Source organism: Flavobacterium quisquiliarum, from assembly GCF_019308285.1.
Taxonomy (GTDB): domain Bacteria; phylum Bacteroidota; class Bacteroidia; order Flavobacteriales; family Flavobacteriaceae; genus Flavobacterium; species Flavobacterium quisquiliarum.
On record NZ_WWEM01000035.1, the window covers coordinates 148,945 to 172,679 of the forward strand.

Below are 23,735 nucleotides of genomic sequence, written 5' to 3' on the forward strand. Positions count from 1 at the left end.
ATTAAATTTCACTTTGATTTATATTAAAAAAGAGAAATTTCACTTTAAAATTTACAAAAAGAAAAAAATAACCGCTTTTAATTTACTTATTTACAACCTTCTGACAGAATTTGTTATATTATTTTCGTTTTATAACAGAAAATAGAAAAAATTCACATAATGAAGATTATATGTTATTTATGAGACAAAATTAAAGATTAATTCTTAGACAGAATTTTTTTTTCGGGATTTTATGATTTTCGCTTCAAAATCGTAAAGAATAATAGCGCCCAACCAATAATTAATAGAAAACCACCTATTGGAGTTGCGAATACTATAATTTTAGAATAAAACAAAGTGTAGTCTTTTGTAGCAACTAAATAGATAGAGCCACTAAAAAGAATAACTCCGGCAACTACTAAATTATAGATTGCCTTTAGTGTTTTTTCGGCAATGTCTTTTTGTGTAGATAAAAAGAAAAGAAAAAGAGCGTGGTACATTTGGTAACGAACTCCTACTTCAAAAGTATTTAATTGATCAACTGAAAGATATTTTTTTAATAAATGAGCTCCAAAAGCACCCAAAATAATAGCTAACATCCCGATAAAAGCTCCAGTAAGAACAAGTTTTCTTTTCATGATTTATATCTTTTGAAATTTGAAACAAAAATACTTCAAACAAACCAAAAAATTGCTTTCTACCAGACATTATTTAGAACAAAATCAGATTATTTTTTTCCTGAAATTGAAAAATAAATTCAATTTTATTTAATTAAAATTGTTATATTTATAACATTTAAATATATTTGTGTTAAATATTTAAGACATGAAGAACGTTTTAATAATTGGAGCAGGAAGATCTGCCTCGTCATTGATTCGATATTTATTATCCAAATCAAATGAAGAAAAACTACATATAACTGTAGCTGATCTTTCATTGGATTTAGCGAAAGTAAAAACGCAGCAGCATCCCAATGCAACTCCCCTAGCCTTAGATATTTTTAATTCCGCCGAAAGAAAAAAAGCAGTCCAAAATGCTTCGATAGTTATTTCGATGCTTCCGGCACATTTGCATATCGAAATTGCAAAAGATTGTCTCGAATTTAAAAAACATTTGGTTACTGCTTCTTACATCAGCGATGCGATGCAGGCTTTGAATGAAGAAGCCGTAAAAAAGAATCTGATTTTCATGAACGAAATTGGTCTTGATCCTGGAATCGACCACATGAGTGCCATGAAAGTGATTGATGAAATACGGGCAAAAGGCGGTAAAATGCTTTTGTTTGAATCTTTCTGTGGCGGACTTGTAGCTCCGGAATCGGATAATAATTTATGGAATTACAAATTTACCTGGGCACCAAGAAATGTAGTTCTAGCCGGACAAGGCGGAGCTGCAAAGTTTATTCAGGAAGGCACTTATAAATACATTCCGTACAGCGCTTTATTTAGAAGAACTGAATTTCTGGAAGTAGAAGGCTACGGAAAATTTGAAGCGTATTCTAACCGTGATTCCCTTAAATACAGATCGATTTACGGTTTAGATGATATTCTGACTTTATATCGAGGAACTATTCGAAGAGTTGGTTTTTCAAGAGCTTGGAACATGTTTGTACAACTCGGAATGACCGATGATAGTTATGTTATTGAAGGCTCTGAGAATATGAGTTACCGTCAGTTTATCAATTCTTTTCTTCCTTATCATCCAACAGATTCAGTAGAAATCAAAACGAGATTGATTCTAAAAATTGATCAGGACGACATTATGTGGGATAAACTTTTGGAACTGGATTTATTTAACCCAAACAAAAAAGTAAATCTTCCGAATGCCACTCCGGCCCAGATTTTACAAAAAATCTTAACCGACAGCTGGGCTTTAGAACCAGACGATAAAGATATGATCGTGATGTATCATAAATTTGGATATGAACTTAACGGCGAAAAGAAACAGATTGACTCTAAAATGGTCTGCATTGGCGAAGACCAAACTTATACTGCAATGGCGAAAACGGTGGGACTTCCGGTTGCAATTGCTACACTGTTAATCTTAAACGGAAAAATCACAACACCTGGTGTTCAGCTTCCAATAAAAAAAGAAGTTTATGAGCCGATATTAAAAGAATTAGAAGAGTACGGAGTAATTTTTAATGAACAAAAAGTGCCGTATTTTGGATATAATCCAGATTTGTTTTAGTCTGGATTCTGCATGTTTATTTTAGAATTTTTTTTTAATTAGTTTTTAATTTTATCCGCTTCTACTCACATAGAAGCGGATTTTTTTTTCAAACAATATTTTTTAATTTCCAAAAATGGTTGGTGGAAAATCCATTTTCGGATAGCTTGCCCTTATTACCTTATACTTTTTTGGTGTTTCTTCAGCTTGAATTGTTATAGGTAAACTGTACAGAACCCTAACCGGCTGACCCATTTGAGAACCTGGAGTCCATACTGGAGAAAGTTTTAAAGTTCTAATCGCTTCTTCACCTATTCCATAACCCAAATCTTTTACAATTTTAAATTCAGATAAGCTACCATCTTTTTCTACTATAAATTGTACGAATATTTTTCCGTCAATTTTATTCTTTGAAGCTTCCTCCGGCATTTTAAAATTTTTCCCAATGAATTTATAGAATTCAAGTACTCCGCCAGGAAATTCAGGTTTTATCTCTATTGGATCTACAATAATATCGGTCGTGTTTATCGCAGCATCATTTGAAGACGGCGAAGGAATAATTTTATTTTGATCTGCCATCGATTCCTTATTTTTATTTTCCGGAATCACATTTTTATTTTCATCCTTTGAAACAACAGCAGTTTTAGCACGATCCGTTTCAACAGTAACCCCAATCGATTTAACTTCTTTTTTAGATTCCTGCGCCACAGTTTTAACACATAAAAGAACTATTAAAATTGTCAGTATAGGAACAACGGCTGCTTTTTTAAGGAAAGCTCTGTTTTTTGAAGTGCTTTTTGTCATCATAATTAATCTTTTTTTAGTTACTAGATAATTTAAATTACTTGCCAGATAAATCGTCGGACTTTCATTTCCTTTTTCTAAAAGCAGTTTTTGATAAAATGGAACATTTTTATATTCTTTCACTATTTCCTGATCGGCAAGAAATTCATGATTAAGCTGGATTGCTTTTTTATAAAAGATAAAAAGCGGATTAAACCAAAAAATAACCTTTAAAAACTCAACAAACAAGATATCCAGCGTATGTTTTTGGGTTACATGAACCAATTCATGTGTGTACAATTCGGCTTCAATATTTCGGTTTTTATAATCATCGGAGTTGACAAAAATATAATTCAAAAAAGTATGAGGCAGGATTTTGTCATCAATCAAAACCAATTTTGAATTCTTAAAGTTTACTGTTGGATTTCTATTTGATTTTGATAGGATTTTCCAAATATTGCTGCCAAATCTAATCGCCATTAAAAATGTGACTAATCCATACAAACTCCATAAAAAAATCAAGGTGTAATCAATCTTCTCTTCAATTCGAATTTTAGTAACCGTAGCCTCATCCATACTGATTTGGCTTGATAAATTCACAGGAACTTCTTTAATAATTTCAAATGAAATAAAAGGAACCACGAACGAAACTATAATTGAAAAAAGTAAAAAGAATCTATTAAATTGATGCATTTTTTCCCTTTCCAATATCCAATGATAAAAAATCAGGAAAACGCTTAATGCAATCGTCGATTTTATAAAAAAGTCTATCATTTTTTCTTTTTTTGAATTTCCGAATCAATTATTCTTCTAAGATCTTCCAGTTCTGAAGCCGACAAATTAGTTTCGGTCGTAAAAAACGAAGCAAACTGTGAAGCTGAGTTATTAAAGAAGTTACTGATAAGTCCTTTCACGTGTTTGGAGAAATAATCGGTTTTCTTAACCAGCGGATAATATTCACGAGAATTTCCAAATTCGTTATAAGCTACAAATTTCTTGTCGATCATTCGTTTTAAAAGCGTTGCTACTGTTGTGGTAGCTGGTTTTGGCTCTGAATACGATTCTAGCAAATCTTTCATGAATGCCTTTTCAAGCTTCCATAAATGTTCCATCAATTGTTCTTCTGCGTTTGATAATTGCATTTTTTTTAAGGTTCTAAAGTTCTGAGATACTAAGTTTTTTTTCGCAGATTAAGTTTAATAATATGCCTCTTTATTCTTTAATATTTTCAAGTTTTTCCAATTCAGGCAATTCTTTTTTATAAGCTTCTAAATTCCAGTCAATATTCATTTTTGCAGCATATTCTTTCATTGTTCCCAATCCAACCTCAGCACGCCTTTTATCTACATTATCTGGATCAATCATGGGAGAAAAATACCATTTATTAGTTTTTCTGTTTTTTGCAGACTGGCTTCCATAAATTTGTTTTCTTCCTTCTCTTAAGGCTACTCGATCTTCTAAATAAGCCAAATTACTTATGTTGGCATTTCCTTTTTTAACCGCTTGTCGCATCATGGGCAAATATTTCTGCTGATATTTTAAAAGCGAATGCTGAATAACCAAAAACAAAGTCTGATTTCCCTGCGTTCCCACTACATCTTTTCCAACCCAGCCTTTTTCGTCCAATATTTTCATCACCTTTACGAGATTAATACTGTCTTTTTTATTCATTATTTTGCCAATACTGTCGATTTTGCTTTTACTAGAATTAGGGTCCTTATAGATTTTCATAAATTCTACTCGAATTCCTTGATCTTCGGTATAAATATCTATAAGTTCTTTTTCCAACGTTTTATCATATCTAACACCAATACTGTCCACTTTTTTCTGAAGTTTATCAATTGTCTTTTCCCATTCTTTCGTATTGCGCAAAGACTTTAAATCATTATCTATTTTGATACGATCAATATTTTCATAGCCGTTATCAATCGCTAAATCCAGCCATTTAAAGGCTTTTTTATTTTTTTCAGCCAAGGAAGCAGCACAGCCCGCATTATATAAATCTTTCGAATCCTTCTGTTCTATCTTAAAAGCTTTTGTGTAATAATTGACAGCTGTTTTATAATTAGCCGCACTATAACAAGAATCTGCTTTTTTAACCCATTCTTTATACGTTTGAGCCTGAACCAAAACACCATTCACGATAATAAAAAAGAAAGCCAGCAGTTTGTTCATCGATTTAAATTTTAAAATTTTATTCTATTTTTTGTTCTGAGAGCAGTTCTCCTTTTTCGTATTTTCTAATCTGAAATAATTTTCCTTTATCTGAGTAAAATTTCCATTCTCCAAAATAAAACCAATGTGATTCGGTTTCGTTTATTTCTAATTTGCTTTTACCTTTCGATTCCAGTTTTCCGTTTTCGTAATAACTTTTCACGATACAGATTCCGTTTTTATATTTTTCTGATTTGTATAATTTCCCGTTTATAAAAGTCTTCCATTTCTTAACAGGCAGATCGTTTTTGTAAAACTCGACAGATTTGTACTCAACACTATCCTGTACATAAACCTCAACCCATTTTCCCTCCTTCTTCTTATCAATCTTTTGATTAAGTGCCGTTTTACATCCAAAAAAAGAAAGCAGAATTATCGCAAAAAGTATTTTTCTAATCATTTTAACTCTACAATTATAGATTATATTCTACAAATGTAGAATTAATTTTCGAACGAGAAAGAAAAAACTGATTTTTTTTATTTAAGGGCCAGAGTAACAAAGGTTCAAAGAGACAAAGAGCTTTTCTTCTGCACTTAATCTTTGTCAAAATTTAAAACTTTGACAAAGAGAAAACCTTTGCAACTTTACCGCTCTGCCTCTTTGGAGCCTAAAAAGAAAGCATTCCCAAAGTCCTTTCGACCTCTTCAAAATCAATATAAAAATTGTCGTCTTTTTGGATTCCGACAACAAAGCTGTAATTGATATTTTCCATATCTGTGGTGTTTTTAATAACAGCACTAAAACGATTGGGTGGCTGAAAAATTAAAACAGAAGAACCTGCTTCAAGAGCCATGAGTCCGTGGAATAAATGACTGCCTTCGATACCGATAAGGATTTTGGCACCAGCGCAGGCCGAAAGTATTTCGGAAGCAGTATTTTGAGTAACATCGACAATTTTGAATCCGTATTTTTCTCGGAGTTTTTCGGCAATTTCGAGTTCATTCAGCATCACACGCGATATTCCTGAGTTACGACGCAGAATAAAAACTCCAGGATGAGAAGTTCCGGGAAATAATGAAAGTATTTTATTTCGGTTGGCTTCAAATCGAAGATGTTTGCTATCATTATTTCCCCAATTGTCATCAAAGAAAATGGCATTTTTCAGATAAGCCGCATTTGTCCGAAACGGATTCATTTCTAAATACGATTCGTATTCCAACATGTGAGAATAGGGAATAATGTTTGACGTTACAGGAACTCCTTCTTGAGCTGCCAAAGTATAATTGGCACAGTCATCAGTAAGCCAAAGTCCAAAATATTGATTCCCTTCAGAAGTACTGTAAATTGCTGCATTGTCGATTTCTGTATCTATGATTGCTGGCGGCAAGTAATTCATTTTTTTAGAAATCTGAAAAGAAGGATGAAGCCTGAAATTATAAAGCCCCTTATAAAGAAAACCGTTTATCATCCAGATATCTTTGAGCTTATAAGCATAAGTTGGAGCATGTTCTATCGTATTTCCTCCATGCATTGCTGCATAAGGATCATCTGTAAATGCCGTACCGGTAATACGATCCAATTGACCATCCAAAAAATAAGCTTTAGGAGAAATTGTTGTCGTACTTGGAGCAATCTGCCATGATTTTACGGCAAGCTTTTCCAAAATTCTGCCTTCTCGAAACATCGAATGGCATTTTTTCAATCCTTTAAGATATTTGGTATATCCAATTGGTGAAAATTTGACCTTTTTTTTAACTAAGTCCATTATCCCACATTAAAATCAATATTAAAATAACATTAGAAAACTTTACAAAACAGGATTATATACAATATTATACGGGGCTTGATAATAATAATTTCAAATTTAACTTAATTTATTCAACAAAACTTAAAGTCAACATTAAAAAATTCAAACTCCAAGTTTTAAAAACCCAAATTCCAAATTTTAAAAAACTGCAAACAAAAAAATCCGCTCATTTCTGAACGGATTTTTGTCTGTATTCAACTTTGTCAAAGTTTTAAACTTTGACAAAGTTCTAAAATCTTAAAAACCTTAGTGTCTTAGCGCCTTCGTGGCAAAAAACCTTATTTACTTAATTCCACAAAATATTTGTAAAACAACGGAATAGTCTCAATTCCTTTCAAGTAATTAAAGATTCCAAAATGCTCATTTGGCGAGTGAATTGCATCGCTGTCCAAACCAAATCCCATTAAGATTGTTTTGCTTTTTAATTCTTTCTCAAACAAAGCTACAATTGGAATACTTCCACCGGAACGAACCGGAATTGCGGGAACTCCAAATGTTTCGGTATACGCTTTGTTCGCTGCCTGATAACCGATGCTGTCAATTGGCGTAACATAACCCTGACCACCGTGATGAGGCGTTACTTTTACCGTAACTCCTGCAGGAGCAATACTTGTAAAATGTTTGGTAAAAAGTTCTGTAATCTCTTCCCATTCCTGATTTGGAACCAAACGCATCGAGATTTTAGCAAAAGCTTTGCTCGCAATAACCGTTTTTGCACCTTCGCCAGTATAACCGCCCCAGATTCCGTTTACGTCTAAAGTTGGACGGATGGAATTGCGTTCGTTCGTTACATAGCCTTTTTCACCATAAACATCAGCGATGTTTAAAGCATTTTTATATTTTTCTAGGCTGAAAGGCGCTTTTGCCATTTCAGCTCTTTCTTCTACAGATAATTCCTGAACTTTATCATAAAATCCCGGAATCGTGATATGATTGTTTTCGTCGTGAAGCGAAGCAATCATTTTCGCCAGAATATTAATTGGATTCGCCACAGCTCCACCGTATAAACCAGAATGCAAATCGCGGTTTGGACCTGTAACTTCTACTTCAACATAACTCAAACCTCTTAAACCTGTTGTGATTGATGGTTGTTGGTTTGAAATCATTCCAGTATCTGAAATCAAGATCACGTCGTTTTTTAGTTTTTCCTGATTGCGTTCTACGAACCAAGCCAAACTTGCCGAACCTACTTCTTCCTCGCCTTCGATCATGAATTTTACGTTGCAAGGCAAATTATTTGTTTGTACCATATATTCTAGCGCTTTTACATGCATGTACATCTGACCTTTGTCGTCACATGCTCCGCGTGCAAAAATGGCACCTTCTGGATGAATATCTGTATTTTTAATAACGGGTTCAAATGGCGGTGAAGTCCATAATTCTAATGGATCTGGCGGTTGTACGTCGTAGTGACCGTAAACTAAAACCGTTGGAAGATTTGGATCTATAATTTTCTCTCCGTAGATAATTGGATAACCTGGAGTGTCGCAAGTTTCGACATAATCGCATCCTGCTTTTGATAAACTTTCTTTTACAGCCTCTGCTGTATCAATAACATCTTGAGAATATGCAGTGTCGGCACTTACCGACGGAATCTTTAGTAATTCGATCAATTCGTTGATAAACCGATCTTTATGTTGTTGAACGTAGGACTTAATATTTTCCATTTAAATTATTTTTATAGAAAACCAAAAGTACAAAAAAGAGAATTAAAAAAAATTTTCAAAAAAGTCTTTGATAATTCAAAAGTATGCCTATCTTTGCACCCACAATTACCGCGGATATGGTGAAATTGGTAGACATGCCAGACTTAGGATCTGGTGCCGCAAGGCGTGTAGGTTCGAGTCCTATTATCCGCACTTTTAAGAAGCTTCTGAATCAATTTTCAGAAGCTTTTTTGTTTTTACTACGTTTCGCTTTTTGTTATTAAAGTTGTTGATAAGCAATTTACTACAATTACAAATCTTTGATTTCTATTTTTACTTTTGGAAAACGATTATGGTTTCCAAAATTCTTCGAGATAACCAGCAAAATATATTACTAAATAATGGATTATTTAAACTCATTTTTCCAGAATATTAAAGATAAATTAAGCAATCCATTTTTCGGAACACTTATCCTAATTCTAATTATACACCATTGGGAATTATGGTATTCATTATTTAATTTCGACAAAAATTATACTAGAAATTCAAAAGTTTCATTAATAAGAAATCTTGCAGAACACGAGTTAAGTACTAAAAACATCCTTTATGATATTCTCTATGCTCTTGCAATATCATTATTAGGTTATTTAATTATAGTGGGAACCCGAACTCTTTCAATGTTAATCGAGTTCAGAATTATGCCTTTCATAACTGGAAAAATTATCAATAAAAATGTCGTTTTAAAATCAACTCACGATGAAACAGTTTTAGAAAGAGATGAATACTCTGAAAAGTATGAAGAACAAAGAAAAAACGTCAGAATACTCTCTAAAAATTACGACGAGCAAACTGAACAAATTAAACAAAAGGATCAAGATCTTTTAAAACAAAGCGAAACGATTAGCAACACGATTAGGGAACTTGATAATATCAAAAAAAAACTAGAGAACTCTCAAGCAGAAAACAATACAAAAAAGACACAAATATCCCAGCTAAATAATTCATTAGAACAACTTAAAAATGATCTAGATATTAACTTAGAAATCAAAGAAAAGTATGAACATCTCTTTTTTAACCAAGACAACACCTTATTCTATACTTCTAGTAAAAAATTTCCACCAGAAGTAACTGATAAAGTATTTCAATTAAAAAAAGAAAATAAGTGGAAAACTTTTTTAGAAGTTGGAACTTTTTTCACACAGGGAGGAACAATGAGTGGCAGTGCCCTTACTGATATGATCGAAAAAGGGCTTGCTTTTGAAAGAGATAAAAAAGACGAATTTACACCTCTAGGAAAAATAATTTGGCGCTATCGGAAAGTGTTCGAAAACGAAGGTAATAAAACCGAAACAATACCATTTTAAAACCCTTTTTAAACCAATATTTTGATATGCCTTCAAATTCATATTTAGACTTTCTAGAACTATTACAAGATGTGGAACAGCTTCGAAATACTCATTTTGAATACAGCCAAGGAAAAAGAGGTAAAAAAAAGCTAGGGTATCTAACCAGGAGTTCAATAGTAATGCTATGCGCCGCTTGGGAGAGATATTGCGAGAATATCTTATTAGAATGCATTGATAAAATTTTAGACACTAATATTCAAGCTTCTGCATTATCAAAATACATAAAAGAGCACATAAGCGAAAAAGTAAGAAACAGTAAAAATAACATCTACCCAATTGAACTTGCAGATAACGGTTGGAAAAATCTATGGAAGGGTTATGCAATTAATGAAACAAATGCTTTAAACACACCGAACTCTGAAAATCTTAACAAACTATTCAAAAGATTTTTAGGAATAGAGGATTTCACTTCCATGTGGCATAAAAAATCAATAATTCAAATTAATGAGTTCATCAAAACAAGAGGTGAAATTGCTCACAATGGAAGCAAGGCTAGATATGTTAGATTTTCTGCACTTTTAAAAAATATTGAACTTATAACCGAAAACGCTATTCAGATTGATTATTTACTTTCCCAATATCTAAAAACAGTATATACTGTAAATCAGACTTGGGAGGAAAGTTATTATAGAAAATTAAGCTCTTATAACAAGTAAAAGTTTAACAAACAAAAATACTACAATTCACAAATATCTTCTAAAATTCCTCGTTCTAAATGAAAAACTTTATCACATTCACCTTGACGAAAGGAGCATCTCCAGCATAGCAACGATAGCTATACAATGAAAAAAAGTTGTAGGGAATTTTCAAATTTGTTGATATGCCTTTAATTTCTCCTTTCGTCGAAATGATGATGCTTTAAGCACAATTTCTTTTAATCTACACCTAAATAAGGATCTAAAACTTCTGCCAGTCTGTTGAGCCAGTAAAAATTATCATCGACATGGCACAATTCAGAATCCAAAGTTTCGCAACCTCTCATAGAACTTAACGAAAGAGCATAATTAACCTGTCGGAGCATCTTCGCCATATCTTTTACATCCACAACATCACTAAAAAAAACTTTTAGTCTAGTTTCTACTTCTTTAGAAAAACACTCTGTAGCCATTATCTTATTTTTTGTTTGGGTCAAATATAATAAATTACACCCATACTTGGGTGTAATTGAAAAATAAATCTTTCCACTTTTGAAATATGGATATTTCAGAAGCGTCTTTTATTGTTAATCTTGGAATTCACGTTAGAAAAATACGTGAAAAGAAAGGTTTATCTCAACAAGATTTGGCCGACGACTGTGGCATAACACAGAATCAAGTAGGCAGAATTGAAAGAGCTGAAATAAATACTACTGTAAAAACTCTCGTAAGAATCGCCAATGCTTTAGATATTGAACCTAAAGAATTGCTTGATTTTCCTTTGAAGTAAAAAGTCAAAAGCTAAGTCAAATGTCAAAATTCAATAAAAGATTAATAGAACCATTTATTATCATTATAATTATTAGTATTGTCTTAATCAGTTTCGTGAATTTTAAAGGTGTACAAGTAAAACTCTACAATAACACAGGGAAAGATATCGACTCGCTTATTATTGGAGAAACTTTAATTGGAAATCTCAAAAAAGGTGATACAACTGATTTTATCAAATTTAAAAAATTCAGATTTGACAGCGGTTTTCCTTATGAAGATTTAAGCGGTACTGTAAATGGCAACCGAATACATGATTTAAAATGGAGCTGGTGCGCTTCAGAAAGAAGTTACGAGTCTAACGGCGAATATATTTTTGACATGATTACAAAAGAAGACAATGAAGGAAACACCTATTTACATCTTGTAAAACATCAATAAGCTTTTATACTTCAAATTTCGGCTAAAGCCTTTTCCATTTCAATCATAAAAAAAACCTCCAGCTAAAGCAGGAGGCAATTCATTTATTATTAGATTTGTTTATACTGTAAAACTATTCGCTAAAATCTATGCTAATTTCAAAAAGAAAAATACAGGTTTTTATAATTTTATTTGTAAGCACGATTACTTTAACCAGTTTTACCAACTACAGAAGCATTCATGTCAAATTCAACAATAAAACAGGAGAAGATATTGAATCGTTGGTTATTGCAGGAACACCTATTGGAAGTCTAAAAAACGGCAGTTCTACAAAATATATTGATTTTAAGTCATTTCTTTTTGACGGAAAGGATCCTTACGAACAAATAAGCGGATTTATAAATAATCTAAAAGTGAGTCAGCTTAATTATAGCTGGTGTGGAACCGAAAGAAACAGAAAATCTAAAGGTTCTTATGTTTTTGATTTAAAGAAAGAGGTTGACGAAAACGGCACTATCTCTTTGTATCTGACAAGACATAATGAAGAAATAATTTTAAAGTAAATCAGGTTAAAGTCTTTTCCTTACATTCATAAAAAAACCTCCAGCTAAAGCAGGAGGCAATTCATTTAACTTTCTTATTCCATAAAGCATATCCGTCTAGTTTGTCATTTCGACGTAAGGAGAAATCTTCGCAAGTAACTCCGCAACGCATATCCAATCTTTGTCGAGCTTCTCGCGAAGATTTCTCCTTACGTCGAAATGACAAGATTCTGGTTACTATATGACAAAGTTTTTTTCGGCTAAAGCTTTTTCCCTTTCAATCATAAAAAAACCTCCAGCTAAAACAGGAGGCAATTCATTTATTCTTTAATGAAGTTTAAAGATTATCTTTTATGTTTTTATTTCTCTGATTTAAACAAAACCTTTCCATAAAACAATACACCAAAATAGATTAAAATACAGGAAAAGATCCATGAGCCAAAACCAATAGCAAGCGCACTACGAAAACCTTGTGCATATAATAAGGTCGTAAGATATATCATCCAGCAAATTCCAAATTTAAAAATACGTTCGGTTGCCGTCATGTTCTGCGTATAATAAAAAATGGTAAAGGGCATAAAAAAACTTAAAAGAACTGCGCCAAATTTACTGTTGGCACTAGCTTCTATAGGTGTCACCATATAACTAAAAGCAAGCGCTATGGCAAGATTTAAAAGAATCAAAAAAATCGCATTGACAACGAAAGCTCCAATTCTATTATTTTCTGATGTTTTTAAATCTTGTAATTCTCCCTTATCAATTTGAAGTACTTCACAAATTAATTCCAGCGTTTTGCCACGTGGTTCATTATTATTGTTTTCGATTCTTTGAATTGTTCTCAAATTAACTTTCGACAATTCTGCCAGTTCTTCTTGTGTAAAGCCTTTTAATTTTCTCGCTTCGCTAATTTTTTTGCCAATATAACTCATGGTTTATGTTTTTAAATTTCAATCCAAAATTATTTCGAAAAGCCTATTTTGATAACGGTTTTCTTACGGCATTTCTACGACATTTGATAATGTCGCTAATATATCATTAATTTTAATGGTGAAGAATAAGTCTTTTTATCTCAGTCATTTTTTTCTGATAAAAAACAAAAAAGCCAGAATTGCCAGTTTTTTATATTAGTTCGTATTACTAATTTTACTTTAAAAAAAATCTTCAATCGGGTTAATCGGCTTTGCTTTAAACTTATACTTATGTTCAAAAAATCAATTTTTGTTGTTATTCTTCTTTACATTTTAAACTCATGCGCTGTTCAGCAGAAAAGCTTAGAAATGAACGACTGGTATGCTTTTACAAAAGCAAATACAGCACAACAGGAACCATCAAAAGTATATGAATTTAAAGACGGAATGATTCGTATGTACGGAGAAGATCTTGGCTGCTTAATGACCAAAAAAAGCTATAAAAACTTTGAGCTTACCTTAGAATACCGATGGAATATGGAAGAACAATACAAAATGAAAGGCACAAAAAACAGTGGCGTTATGTACAATATTCCATTAGATGCATCGGATAAAATCTGGCCAAAAGGAATTCAATTTCAAATAAAAGAAAATGTTACGGGCGACTTTATATTTTTAGACCAAGTAACAGCAAAAGTAAACGGAAAACTGGTTGAAGCAGGCGCAAGCGTGGTTTCTCCAAAGTTTTTAGCCAATGAAAATCCGTATGGCGAATGGAATAATGTAGTTATTAAATCTTTTAACGGAAAAATCACGCAGTATTTAAACGGAAAATTAGTAAACGAATGTACAGAAGCTTCTACCGTTGAAGGCAAAATTTCTTTGAATTATGAGCGTTCACCAATTGATTTTAAAAACATTAGAATTAAAAGTATTTCAAAAGAATAAAGCTTAATAAATGACGGCGGAAAATCTTTTGTTATTTCACGCAACCATTCTGAAATTCAAACATCTAAATAAAAAAGATTGTTATGAAAAAACTGATTTGCTTTTTGATTCTTACTCTAGGAATTCTTGCTTGTTCTTCGGATGAAGTTAAAGCCACTAAAAATTTTGAATTCACTGCCGAATACACCACACAAATAACAGTTGGCGGTGTTGTTGGCGTAAGCGACCGAACTTTTAAGGTTGGAGAAACTTTCACAGGAACCGACAACGGAAAAGAAACCATAAAAATCAGAATCGCCGAACATTCTACATTAAATGATAATTGTCCAAGCAATACTTGCTATCAAGAATTTTTAGAAGTTCCTAGAGCGTATCTGAAATTGGCGGAATAAAATCTTGAATCACAGGAATACGTTAAGTTTACCATTTTAGGGAACGCAACTCGAGCGATAGCGAACTGACAATACCATGTGGTTACAGTATGATAAAATCCTTTTAATCTTGATAATCTGTGGCAAAAACAAAACACAACTCAGAAATTTCTTTAATTATTTTACGCTTTAATGTTTAAATATTCTTATTTTTAAATACCAAAAACCTAAATCTGCATATTTTATTTTGTTTTTAAATTTCAAAAATCATTTAGAACATGAAGAAATACAGATTATTAGTCATTTTTTTAGCAATTATTGCAGTTTTTTACTTCGCAAGAACGGTTCGAAATTTCACTGTAAAACAGGAAACCCGAACTCTTAAATCGGAACATTTTATTGTTTCCTACAGCGGCATTTATAAAAGTGAAGCCGAAAAAGTCAGCAAACATCTCGAAGATAATTATTCTGTAATACGAGAAAATTTAAAAGATGTAGAACACGACTTGATAAAGGTTTTTGTTTACGGCTCACAATTCAAGTTTAATGATGCTACAGGTTTAAAAGAAAATACGAAAGGAACGAGTCGTGGTCCAAATGAATTTCATTTTGTGTGGACGAATTGGTTTAATTCTATCTTTCCGGACGATCCGCTAAAAACGGCTCTACATGAATTTACGCATTGTGTTCAGCTCAACATATTAATATATAAAGCCAAAGACACGATTATCACCCAAGACCGACTGACTTTTGAAAGAGAATTTGATAAAAAGTTTAAAGCTGAATATCCGCGCTGGCTCTGGGAATCGATTAGTATTTTTGAAGCCAAAGAAGTCAATTCGCTGAGCGTGAAATATGCCAAAAGCAAAAACCTGACTTTAGAAGAACTCAATCAAAGCAATCAGATTTATAATATTGGCTATACCATAATCGAATATATGACCAAAAAATGGGGAAAAGATATTCTGCCCAAACTGATTGCGTCTTTCGGCAACATCGAAAAAACATTGAATGTAAGTCGTGAAGAATTTGAAAAAGGCTGGATGGCTTTTTTGGAAGAGAATTATTAAAAGTTATTTCACGCAGATTCAAAATGATTTCAGCAGATTTCAGCAGATATTATCAAATCAAATCTGCTAAAATCCGCCGAATCTGCGTGAAACAAAAACCATATAACTAAAAAACTTTGCGACTTCGCGTCTTTGCGAGAGATTCATAAGTTTAATACTTTAAAATTAATCTCGCAAAAACACAGAGTCGCAAAGTTTGGAATTTGGAATTTTAAAAATTGGAATTTATTTTCCCAATATCTCAAGAATCTTATCTACATTAACTTCACTATAATCCTTAATATAAAAATCGCAAGGCGGAAGTTCTTCTTTGGTATGCGTACTCAAAACGCCAACCACTTTCATTCCTGCATTTAATCCTGCCGTAACACCCGAAAAAGAATCTTCAAAAACCACACAATCAGATGGAGAAACTCCAACACGTTCTGCCGATTTTAGATATACTTCAGGATTTGGTTTATGAAACGTAACGTCTTCGCTGGACATCATAGAATCCATTTTTTCTCCAAGTTTCAGGAAATTAGCAATCAAATCCAGATTCGCACGAGGCGCAGAAGTTCCAACAGCAGTTTTGAATCCGCGGGATTTTAATTCGTTTAAAAAATCCATATAATGCGGAATCGTCTCGACTTTGTCTTTGTAAATCTCACGGAACATTCCTTCTTTTTCGTCTTCCAATTTTAGAAGTTCTTCTCCCGCAATTGGACGTTTGAAGAAATGCGTCATGATATAACTATTGTGTTTTCCGTACATATGCTCTTCGAATTCTTCTTGAGTATACGGAATATTATATTTTTTGAAAAACTCCTCAAAAGCGACGACATGATGTGGATTGGTGTGACAAATCACGCCATCCATATCAAAAATTACACATTGCTGGCTCATATATTTGTTTTGTTGTTTTAACGGTTGCAAGATAGCGTATAAAGCGGTTATTACACAGAGATTCACAAAGGTTTTTCGCGGAGATTCGCTAAGATTTTTTTTGAATCTCGCAATCCCGATAGCCATCGGGAGCAGAGTCGCAGGGTTTTTATTTTAAAGCCACAGATTAAGAGGATTAAAAGGATTTTTTTTACGCAGATTCTTAAGATTTTAGCAGATTTAATTTTAATTATATCTGCGTTTATCTGCTCAAATCTTTTTAAAATCTGCGTAAAACAAAAACTTTGCGTCTCTGTGACTTTGCGAGATTAAATCTACTCCTCTTTGGAATTTGGAATTTAAAAATTGGAATTTGCATTTTAGCCAATCCAAATCTTACTTTTAACCAAAGTCATTGTTTGTCTCAAATGCTGATTACAGGCAATTAGAATAATCAAAATCACTAAACCATAACCTACAATGGTGTAAATTTCCATATCAGCCAATAAAGTAGCTTGTTTGGCAACTGTTCCAAAGACTTTTTTTAACGCCAAAGTATTCGCATTATCTGCAGAATATCCTTTTGCCATAAAACTCTGTGCTGTTGAAGCAATGGTTTGTTGCGCTTCGGGATTTTCTCCAGTTACAAACTGACTTAGTTTAAAAAAGTGTTTTTTATTTAAAAATACGGTTGCATTCTGCATGACGCAAAAACCAACTGTACTTCCCCAGAAACGTCCTGAAACACCCACAATCCCCGAAGAAACCGCCATATTTGCAGGAACCGAAGAGGTGGTAAACAGAATCAACGGAACAAATAAAAACCCTACTCCGATTCCTTGCAAAATGTATGGAATAATAATATCTGATAAAGCTACATCGGGCACAAACAGAAATGTAAACCAAAAATGAAACACCGCAATCAACGTAAAACCAATCATAAAAATGATTTTTGTAGAAACCGATTTCATCAAGAAAAAAGCGGCTAAAATAAGTCCAATTACATTTCCTAGTCCGTTGATGTATTGCACGCCCGCAACGCGTGACGGATCCCAATTCCAAATGGAGAACATGGCCGAATGACAAAGACTCAGCGTTGCTCTGCTGATGTAGAAAAGGAAAAATAACAAGAACCCAATTCGCAGATTGGCGTATTTAAAAACTTCAAAATCAAAAGTGGGTCTTTTTACCAAAAGCTCTTTAAAGATGAACAGACCTCCTGTAATTAAAGCAATCATTAAGGCTAAAACCATTTGAGAAGAGTCAAACCAATATTTTTTCTCTGCATAAACAAAAAAGTAGGCACCGCAAAGAATCGCTGTTAAAACCAAAAAGTAGCTCATCCAGTCGATTTGATACAACGGAATTTTCTTTGTGATTCGGTGCCCGCGAAAAGTAACTAAGATTAAAAAGACATTCAGAACCTGCAAGCCGCCCGAAACATACAGCATGTATTTCCAATCGTAATGATCCAGAAACCAAACCGCAATATTCATAATAAAAGGCGTTGACAATAAAAGCGAACCGTAATAAAAAGAAAAACCAATGATAATGGCATTTTTAGAATTAAACTGCTCAATTAACAATTGCCTGATCGTAATTACCGGAAGCGCCATTAAAATACCTTCGGCAATTCTCATGATTAAGAAAAGAGAAAAATTGGTAATATACGCCGATGAAACAATTGTAATTCCGATTAAGGAATAAACTGCCATCAGGTAATTTTTTGCAGGGAAAAAACTCGAAAATCGGCTTTCGATCAAAATCGTTGCCAGCAAAGTTCCATACGTCACGCACATTGCAAACTGCAAATCTTCTGGCTCAATGTCCAGAAAACTCGCTGCATACGTTACGTTTGACGTATAAACTCCCAATAAAATCATGGAATGCAAAAGGCAGACAAACAAAATAATAATGATTGCCCATCTTGGAACCCAGGATTTAAAAATACTTTTATCTTCCATTTTAGTGTGCTGCGATCACAGTGATATTCATTCCCGCTCTTAAAAAATCGGTTTGTTTGTCGTTGTCTTTTAACTGAATTCGAACTGGAATTCTTTGCTCAATTTTTACGAAATTCCCTGTTGCATTATCTGGAGGAAGCAATGAAAATCTTGCCCCACTCGCAGGCGATAAAGAAGCAATTGTACCCATGAAAGTTTTATCACTTACAGCATCAGCTTTAATTTCAACATCCTGTCCAACGGTTAAATATTGTAATTGTGTTTCTTTAAAATTGGCTGTAATCCATTTTTCTTTGCTTACAATTGACAATAGAGATTGTCCTTCTTTTACCAATTGTCCAGGCTGTAAAGTTCGTTTTCCAACCCAGCCGTCATAAGGCGCTGTAATGATTGTATACGAAAGAAATAATGCCGCATTATCAGCCACAGCTTGTTTGGATGCAATATTAGTCTGCGTTGTCGGAACGTTCGCTTCAGCAACAGAAGTACTTAAAGTAGCCGAGTGAATTCTGTTTTTCATTTCCTGAAAATGTGCCTGAGCAGCTTCGTAATCGGCGCGGACTTTTTCTAACTGCTGAGAAGTTGCCGCTTCTTCACTTACCAAAGCTTTGTATCTTTCGTATTCCAGTTTGGTTTTCCAAAGATTTGATTTTGCCGCATCTAATTGTGCTTCGTTAATTGCTGTTGCACTGGCTGTGTTTATGGCATTTTTTTGAGCCACAACGCTGTTTTGCTCTGCATTTTGAACATCGGCAAGAGCCACATTCAGTTTTGATTTGTATTCACGATTGTCAATCACAACCAAAGTATCGCCTTTATGCACAAACTGGTTTTCGTTAAAACGAACTTCCTGTACATAACCAGTAATACGCGACATAATTGGCGTAACATATTGTTCTACCTGCGCGTCATTGGTTTCTTCATGGTTTCTGTTGAACACATAAAACCAAATTCCTAAAATAACACCGCTTATAACAAGCACACACGCAATAATTGTTATTAGTATATGAAACGTTTTGTTTCTTCTAGTTTCATTTTTAATCTTAACCATATCCTTTTCTCTATTCTTTTATCTATTCTCCCCCAGGATTAAAATCCTGCGCTACAACATAAATCGTTCCTCCGGAACTGAAAATCTATATTCTTTACTCTATTCTCTATATTCTATTTTCTATGCTCCGAACTAAATCTCGCTAGGCATCATCCCTGCCGTATGCAACAGCTCGTAATGTTTCAAAATCGCATCCAGTCGTGTAGAAATTTTGTTGTATTTCGCCTGAAGCAAAGCATTATCAGCATCAACCATTTCGGTAATTAAAACCAGCTGATTTAAATACTTCAGTTTTACAATTCTGTAATTTTCATTAGCTAAATCCAAAGCTTTGTCAACCACCACAAACTTTTCAAGGATTTCCTGATATTGTGTATGTTCTTTATAAAGCTTGTCCTGGATTTCCTCTTTTACAATTTCATTCTGCATTTTCTGCCATTCGATTTTGGTATTCGCCTGATCCATTTTGGTTTTGTTTTTATACAAAGAAGAAAGATCAAAAGTAGCTTCAATACCCACTTGCCCTAAAGTGTACAAATAAGGATTTGGCGGAAAGAATTTATAGTTTGGATAATAAAAACCGTAATTTCCAAAGAAGTGAACGCTTGGCAGGTAATTTCCTTTTACCATTTTCAATTCGGTTTTGCTGATATCCAATTCCTGGCTTGCAATTCGCATTTCTTCGTTTTGCAAAGCTTTAGTCATATAATAATCATACGGATCTAGGCCGTTCATTTCGTCCAAACTTGATGTTGTATCAATTGCAATTTCCTCATTTTCCGGAATCTGGATCAGCGTTTTCAGATCGTGAAGTGCGATTTTAATGTTTTTGGAGTTAGTTAACGCATTCAATTCACGATCTGAAAGCTGTAATTCGGCACGAATAACTTCGTTTTTCGTAACCGTTCCATGTTTTTGAAGCGATTGCACTTCTTTCAGTCGGCTTTTTTCTTCTTTGATGTTTTCTTCAAAAATCTTCTGAAGTTCCATCATTTTATAAATCGCCAGATAGTTGGCTACCACTTCCAGTTCGATATCATTTTCGGTTTTTTCCGTTTTTATTTTAGCGATTTCGTTTTCCTGATTCGCAATTTTGATGGCATTGTTAATCTTATTCCCAGCATAAATTGGCATTTTAAAGGTAGAATTGACCTCATAAATTTCAGGAATCGCCTTTGTAACTTCTTTACCATTTAAGAATCCGCTTCCTTTGAATTCCGTAATATTTGTAATTCTGGAATACATGCCGTTTAGTTGTACGTCTGGCAGTCGAAGTTCTTTTCTTTCTTTGATGTTTTGCTCCGAGAGCGTGACCTCCAGTTGAGATCTAAGGATTTTTTTGTTGTTTTCTTTCGCCAGTTTCAAAGCTTCTTGTAATGAAACCGAATGAACTTCCTGCGCTTGTAAGCCATTGAATGCTAATATCATTACGAATAACAGCAGGATTCTGGGAAAACAATCGTCTGTAGAATTTGTTATTTTAAGGAACATGAATACTTTAATATTTGATGGTGCAAAGTTCCTTCATTTTTCTCTTGACTGATAATTCTAAAAAGCCAACAACATATTCATTTCGGACAAACGTTAAAATTCTATTTTTCTAAAACGTTATATTAAAACACTGAAAAACAATTTATTACAAAATAGATTTGGATTATGGAATTTTCACGCAGATTTAAAAGGATTTTGGCAGATACGTGCAGATTTTTGTTTTTTTTGAAAAATCTCCCGCAGATCTCGCAGATTGTGCAGATTAATAAAGTATTAGAAAAATCTCCCAAATCCGCGAGATCTGCGGGAGAAATCCATTAACATAATCAATGAAAATTTGCTGAATCTGCTCAAATCTGCCGAATCTGCGTGAAACAAAATTTTACTTTCGTTCTAAAATCTCTTCACCATTTAAGTAATCGGAAGGTCTTTGGCCTAGAATCTTGAAGAATGTGTTGCTGAAAGTCGGAACGCTGTTGTAACCAACTTCTTCGGCTACCTCTTTTACTGAAAGTTTTCTCTCTAATAAAAGTTCGATTGCTTTTAAAATTCTACGGATGGTATAATATTGAATAAACGACATGCCAAGATCTTTTTGAAACAAGCGATACAACGAGCGTTCGCTGTAACCAAATTCATGTGCCACATCAGCAAACAGAATCGTTTCTCCAAGGTTATTTTCAACATGACGAAGGATTTTTCCCAATCGTTTGTCTTTTGGCTGTGGTAATTCTAAAGGCAGATTGTTGGTGCAAATTTGTGGAAGAATCGCTTTTATAGCCTTGGCAATTGTAAAGTTTGGAGTTCCTTTTTTAAGATCACCATTCCAACGATTGGTAAAAAGCATCATCTGCAATAACAAATTATTGACTGGATAAATTCCTTCTACTTTATAAAAGTCATCCTCGTCTTTTTCAACCGGAAAATATAGATTTCGCATCGTAACACTTTCCGATTTCGGCTCGATACTATGCTCCACTCCACTCGGAATCCAGATAAAATGTCTTGCCGGCAAAAAGTACGTTTTGGTTTCTGTAGTCACAAAAACAACATCACCTTCTGCATAAAGCAATTGTGCTTTAACGTGCCTGTGTGGCGGAATAAACAATTCCCCCATCAAATCGTGGTGGCAATAAATGCTTTTTTTATCGGCATCTACTTTCCTGATGTAGTATTTATCGAGTTTCTGACCAGAATGTTCCATTGGTGTTTAATATAGCACTTTTTGTGATATTAAAGATAAGAAGAAAATGGGATTGTAAATTTAACCGCAAAGTACGCTAAGATTTACGCAAAGATCGCAAGTTTTTTTTAAAGCAAGATTTATAAAAGTTCGCAAAGCTTTTTGGAAACAGCTTTGCGAACTTTGCGGTTATAAAAATGATCTTAAGAAAGAAACCTTGCGACCTTTGCGGTTAAGCCAAAAAAAAAGCCTTTCCGTTAAGGAAAGGCTTTTAACAACTTGGTCTCGTTCTTGAAAACGAGAGGACTCGAACCCGTCTCGTCCTTAGACGAGATGACAGACACGTATTCTAACCTACCTTACCTTTCTTATTTATGTTCTTTGATTAAAGCTTCTATCGATTTTCTATTTAATTTTTTCAATCTCAATTCTTCAATTAAAGCTTCTTTTTTAGTTTCAAATGCTTTGGAATAAACCAATTCCCATGGCCCTTTATTAGAAGTATATTGGCTTCTATTTTCATTGTGATACAATAATCTTTTAGCGATATCTTCACTAAATCCTTTGTAATAGATATCAAAAGTTTTAGAATAAATTATCTAAACGTAAAACATAAATCAAAACTTAATGGTAAAAAAAAAATACCTATCGTAATGATAGGTATTTTTAACAACTTAGGCGGTCTGGACGGGACTCGAACCCGCGACCCCATGCGTGACAGGCATGTATTCTAACCAACTGAACTACCAAACCCTGCGTTATTGCGAGTGCAAAAATACAACAGATTTTCGTTTCTGCAAGCGTTTTTTTAAATAAAATTTTGAAAAATTTTTAATGAGTTAAATTCCAATATTTTAAAAATTTACCTTAAAAGCAAAAAAGAAGAAGTTTCTTTCTTTTTCTTAACCGAAATCCCGATAGCTATCGGGAGCAAAGAGCTACGCAAAGTTCGCAAAGGTTTTCCACGTAGCATCATTTATCCCATTTTTAAACATAGCCCGTGGTTTCAACCACGGGAAACGTATTGCTATACATTGTGTCCCCGTGGTTGAAACCACGGGCTATGTTTTAATATAATGAATGGAAAATCTTTGTAGAGTTACTTGTAGCGATTGCTTCGCCAGTTCGCTTTCGCTCGTGTCTTCGTTCCTCAGAAAGACAAACTGTGCGTTAGAATAAAATTAAGCAAAAAAAAATCACAAAACTTTCTCAATCGTAAGCTTTGTGACCTTTGCATTCTTAAAAAATATCTTTGCGAACTTTGCGTAAATCTTAGCGCTCTTTGCGGTAAAATTTTCATCACGTCTAAGCAAAACCAGAAGTGTCTTAAATCAAAAAAGCCATCCACAAAAGTGGAAAGCTTTTCATTGGTCTAACTACTAAACCAGCTACGAGTTACAAAGTCGTAGCAAAACAACACAACTAATCTTAGATACCGTATTTGGGCAAAAAAGCCTTTCTGTTAAGAAAGGCTTCTCCCAATATTGCGGTCTGGACGGGACTCGAACCCGCGACCCCATGCGTGACAGGCATGTATTCTAACCAACTGAACTACCAAACCTCTGCGTTATTGCG

At 33.7% G+C, this 23,735-nt stretch carries 23 protein-coding genes, 3 tRNA genes and 1 pseudogene; 10 read left to right on the forward strand and 17 right to left on the reverse strand.

Annotated features, from left to right (window positions below):
* Nucleotides 1-230: 230 nt before the first annotated feature.
* On the reverse strand, nucleotides 231-617 hold the full coding sequence (locus tag GSY47_RS17975) for a DUF423 domain-containing protein (RefSeq protein ID WP_179003970.1): 387 nt from the start codon (nucleotides 615-617) through the stop codon (nucleotides 231-233).
* Between the two features lie 187 nt (nucleotides 618-804).
* On the opposite strand from GSY47_RS17975, the gene GSY47_RS17980 reads away from it, so the two are divergent.
* On the forward strand, nucleotides 805-2,169 hold the full coding sequence (locus GSY47_RS17980) for a saccharopine dehydrogenase family protein (RefSeq protein WP_179003969.1): 1,365 nt from the start codon (nucleotides 805-807) through the stop codon (nucleotides 2,167-2,169).
* A gap of 102 nt (nucleotides 2,170-2,271) precedes the next feature.
* Here GSY47_RS17980 and GSY47_RS17985 read toward each other — a convergent pair whose 3' ends face one another.
* The 6 genes from GSY47_RS17985 to GSY47_RS18010 all read right to left on the reverse strand — a co-directional run bounded on the left by GSY47_RS17985 (nucleotide 2,272) and on the right by GSY47_RS18010 (nucleotide 8,560).
* Nucleotides 2,272-3,705: a M56 family metallopeptidase gene (locus GSY47_RS17985; RefSeq protein WP_179003968.1), complete on the reverse strand. Its 1,434-nt coding sequence runs from the start codon at nucleotides 3,703-3,705 to the stop codon at nucleotides 2,272-2,274.
* Nucleotides 3,702-4,073 (reverse strand): BlaI/MecI/CopY family transcriptional regulator, encoded by a 372-nt coding sequence (locus GSY47_RS17990; protein WP_091494169.1) that lies wholly within the window; start codon nucleotides 4,071-4,073, stop codon nucleotides 3,702-3,704. Before GSY47_RS17990 ends, GSY47_RS17985 begins: the two co-directional genes overlap by 4 nt.
* A gap of 70 nt (nucleotides 4,074-4,143) precedes the next feature.
* Entirely contained in the window at nucleotides 4,144-5,106 is a 963-nt protein-coding gene (locus GSY47_RS17995; protein WP_179003967.1) for a DUF6624 domain-containing protein, read from the reverse strand.
* 19 nt (nucleotides 5,107-5,125) lie between these two features.
* Nucleotides 5,126-5,545: a toxin-antitoxin system YwqK family antitoxin gene (locus GSY47_RS18000; protein WP_179003966.1), complete on the reverse strand. Its 420-nt coding sequence runs from the start codon at nucleotides 5,543-5,545 to the stop codon at nucleotides 5,126-5,128.
* 208 nt (nucleotides 5,546-5,753) lie between these two features.
* Nucleotides 5,754-6,851, reverse strand: coding sequence for a glycosyltransferase 61 family protein (locus GSY47_RS18005; protein WP_179003965.1), 1,098 nt, complete (start codon nucleotides 6,849-6,851; stop codon nucleotides 5,754-5,756).
* A 320-nt stretch (nucleotides 6,852-7,171) separates the two neighbouring features.
* Complete coding sequence (locus GSY47_RS18010; RefSeq protein ID WP_179003964.1) at nucleotides 7,172-8,560, reverse strand: dipeptidase; 1,389 nt, start codon at nucleotides 8,558-8,560, stop codon at nucleotides 7,172-7,174.
* A 110-nt stretch (nucleotides 8,561-8,670) separates the two neighbouring features.
* Here GSY47_RS18010 and GSY47_RS18015 point away from each other — a divergent pair.
* The 3 genes from GSY47_RS18015 to GSY47_RS18025 all read left to right on the forward strand — a co-directional run bounded on the left by GSY47_RS18015 (nucleotide 8,671) and on the right by GSY47_RS18025 (nucleotide 10,601).
* Nucleotides 8,671-8,752: transfer RNA gene (locus tag GSY47_RS18015), tRNA-Leu, on the forward strand.
* 188 nt (nucleotides 8,753-8,940) lie between these two features.
* Entirely contained in the window at nucleotides 8,941-9,903 is a 963-nt protein-coding gene (locus GSY47_RS18020; RefSeq protein ID WP_179003963.1) for a hypothetical protein, read from the forward strand.
* A 26-nt stretch (nucleotides 9,904-9,929) separates the two neighbouring features.
* The gene (locus GSY47_RS18025) at nucleotides 9,930-10,601 is read left to right on the forward strand and encodes a HEPN domain-containing protein (RefSeq protein ID WP_179003962.1); all 672 of its coding nucleotides are present in this window, start codon (nucleotides 9,930-9,932) and stop codon (nucleotides 10,599-10,601) included.
* Nucleotides 10,602-10,819: 218 nt separating this feature from the next.
* Here the strand turns inward: GSY47_RS18025 and GSY47_RS18030 are convergent, their stop codons facing one another.
* Complete coding sequence (locus tag GSY47_RS18030) at nucleotides 10,820-11,053, reverse strand: hypothetical protein (RefSeq protein WP_179003961.1); 234 nt, start codon at nucleotides 11,051-11,053, stop codon at nucleotides 10,820-10,822.
* An 86-nt stretch (nucleotides 11,054-11,139) separates the two neighbouring features.
* Between GSY47_RS18030 and GSY47_RS18035 the strand changes: the two genes are divergently transcribed.
* From GSY47_RS18035 to GSY47_RS18045, 3 genes are all read left to right on the forward strand, one after another.
* A complete protein-coding gene (locus GSY47_RS18035) occupies nucleotides 11,140-11,370 on the forward strand; it encodes a helix-turn-helix domain-containing protein (RefSeq protein ID WP_179003960.1) in 231 nt (76 codons plus the stop codon).
* Nucleotides 11,371-11,390: 20 nt separating this feature from the next.
* Entirely contained in the window at nucleotides 11,391-11,789 is a 399-nt protein-coding gene (locus GSY47_RS18040; RefSeq protein WP_179003959.1) for a hypothetical protein, read from the forward strand.
* 128 nt (nucleotides 11,790-11,917) lie between these two features.
* A complete protein-coding gene (locus GSY47_RS18045) occupies nucleotides 11,918-12,331 on the forward strand; it encodes a hypothetical protein (RefSeq protein WP_179003958.1) in 414 nt (137 codons plus the stop codon).
* 338 nt (nucleotides 12,332-12,669) lie between these two features.
* Here the strand turns inward: GSY47_RS18045 and GSY47_RS18050 are convergent, their stop codons facing one another.
* Nucleotides 12,670-13,239, reverse strand: coding sequence for a helix-turn-helix domain-containing protein (locus GSY47_RS18050; protein ID WP_179003957.1), 570 nt, complete (start codon nucleotides 13,237-13,239; stop codon nucleotides 12,670-12,672).
* Nucleotides 13,240-13,509: 270 nt separating this feature from the next.
* On the opposite strand from GSY47_RS18050, the gene GSY47_RS18055 reads away from it, so the two are divergent.
* The 3 genes from GSY47_RS18055 to GSY47_RS18065 all read left to right on the forward strand — a co-directional run bounded on the left by GSY47_RS18055 (nucleotide 13,510) and on the right by GSY47_RS18065 (nucleotide 15,607).
* Nucleotides 13,510-14,166, forward strand: coding sequence for a 3-keto-disaccharide hydrolase (locus tag GSY47_RS18055; RefSeq protein ID WP_179003956.1), 657 nt, complete (start codon nucleotides 13,510-13,512; stop codon nucleotides 14,164-14,166).
* An 83-nt stretch (nucleotides 14,167-14,249) separates the two neighbouring features.
* Nucleotides 14,250-14,558 (forward strand): hypothetical protein, encoded by a 309-nt coding sequence (locus GSY47_RS18060; protein WP_179003955.1) that lies wholly within the window; start codon nucleotides 14,250-14,252, stop codon nucleotides 14,556-14,558.
* A 257-nt stretch (nucleotides 14,559-14,815) separates the two neighbouring features.
* Nucleotides 14,816-15,607: a hypothetical protein gene (locus tag GSY47_RS18065; protein ID WP_179003954.1), complete on the forward strand. Its 792-nt coding sequence runs from the start codon at nucleotides 14,816-14,818 to the stop codon at nucleotides 15,605-15,607.
* Nucleotides 15,608-15,964: 357 nt separating this feature from the next.
* Here the strand turns inward: GSY47_RS18065 and GSY47_RS18070 are convergent.
* The 8 genes and pseudogenes from GSY47_RS18070 to GSY47_RS18105 form a co-directional block, all read right to left on the reverse strand.
* A pseudogene (locus GSY47_RS18070) lies at nucleotides 15,965-16,618 on the reverse strand (HAD family hydrolase); the annotation flags it as partial.
* Between the two features lie 233 nt (nucleotides 16,619-16,851).
* Nucleotides 16,852-18,435: an efflux MFS transporter permease gene (locus tag GSY47_RS18075; protein ID WP_179003952.1), complete on the reverse strand. Its 1,584-nt coding sequence runs from the start codon at nucleotides 18,433-18,435 to the stop codon at nucleotides 16,852-16,854.
* Nucleotide 18,436: 1 nt separating this feature from the next.
* On the reverse strand, nucleotides 18,437-19,486 hold the full coding sequence (locus GSY47_RS18080; RefSeq protein WP_179003951.1) for an HlyD family secretion protein: 1,050 nt from the start codon (nucleotides 19,484-19,486) through the stop codon (nucleotides 18,437-18,439).
* 132 nt (nucleotides 19,487-19,618) lie between these two features.
* Nucleotides 19,619-20,977, reverse strand: a complete 1,359-nt coding sequence (locus tag GSY47_RS18085; RefSeq protein ID WP_179003950.1) for a TolC family protein — start codon at nucleotides 20,975-20,977, stop codon at nucleotides 19,619-19,621.
* 382 nt (nucleotides 20,978-21,359) lie between these two features.
* The gene (locus tag GSY47_RS18090; RefSeq protein ID WP_179003949.1) at nucleotides 21,360-22,181 is read right to left on the reverse strand and encodes a helix-turn-helix transcriptional regulator; all 822 of its coding nucleotides are present in this window, start codon (nucleotides 22,179-22,181) and stop codon (nucleotides 21,360-21,362) included.
* Between the two features lie 347 nt (nucleotides 22,182-22,528).
* Nucleotides 22,529-22,759: a GIY-YIG nuclease family protein gene (locus tag GSY47_RS18095; RefSeq protein ID WP_179003978.1), complete on the reverse strand. Its 231-nt coding sequence runs from the start codon at nucleotides 22,757-22,759 to the stop codon at nucleotides 22,529-22,531.
* A gap of 80 nt (nucleotides 22,760-22,839) precedes the next feature.
* A tRNA-Asp gene (locus tag GSY47_RS18100) sits at nucleotides 22,840-22,913 on the reverse strand.
* Between the two features lie 734 nt (nucleotides 22,914-23,647).
* A tRNA-Asp gene (locus GSY47_RS18105) sits at nucleotides 23,648-23,721 on the reverse strand.
* Nucleotides 23,722-23,735: the final 14 nt, after the last annotated feature.